Origin of the sequence: Streptococcus sp. 22.1, from assembly GCF_016648645.1 — a bacterium.
In the GTDB taxonomy this organism is placed as follows: Bacteria; Bacillota; Bacilli; order Lactobacillales; family Streptococcaceae; genus Streptococcus.
The window spans coordinates 1-616 of sequence record NZ_JACLQK010000025.1; the positions used below are offsets into that span (position 1 = coordinate 1).

Here is a 616-nt window from a genome sequence, read left to right on the forward strand (position 1 = left end):
CATAAAAAGAATATAATAATACCCATATATTGACCATGACAACATCAAACAATATGTTTAATTAAGGAAAAAATGACAAAGAAAAGAAAGACTAATAGCGTTACTAACCTCAAGTCTGCTTTGATAGACCTCCTACTTGAAATGGAGTACTCAAAAATAACCATTGGAAATATAACTCAGAGAGCAAATGTTAGTAGGGGAACATTTTATCAACATTTTCTTGATAAGGATGATTTAGCATACTCTATCGGAACAGAGACGATGCAAAGATTTTGGGAGATTTTAGCCCAAGGAAATTTAGATAAAGAGGACATGCTTTTAAAGGCTCTACTATTAATAAAAAATGACTATAAACATTTTAAAGCAATTTCAAAAGCACCTCACGTTCAATTTAAAGATAAGGTTCAACAACTTATTTGTGATCTTATAAATAACAACTCAGCTATTAGAGAAAAGATCAAGAAAAAGACGAAGATTTCAGATGAAATTGTGATAAAAGCCTTCTCTACATCTTTTGAAACCATTATCTCATCCTGGATTGATAATGATTTATCGGAAAGTCCCGAAAAAGTTGTAGATAATATCATTAAAATTGAACAGCTATTTTGGAAATAAT

1 protein-coding gene is annotated in these 616 nt (G+C 30.0%); it reads left to right on the forward strand.

Translation table 11 applies throughout. The annotated features are described in order from the left end of the window. Positions 1-72 precede the first annotated feature (72 nt). On the forward strand, positions 73-615 hold the full coding sequence (locus tag H7U04_RS10095; RefSeq protein ID WP_037600293.1) for a TetR/AcrR family transcriptional regulator: 543 nt from the start codon (positions 73-75) through the stop codon (positions 613-615). The last annotated feature ends 1 nt before the right edge of the window (position 616 follow it).

What these genes read in the sequence shown, in the direction of transcription:
- H7U04_RS10095 (WP_037600293.1), top strand. Translation starts at nt 73, where the DNA reads ATGACAAAGAAAAGAAAGACTAATAGCGTTACTAACCTCAAGTCTGCT.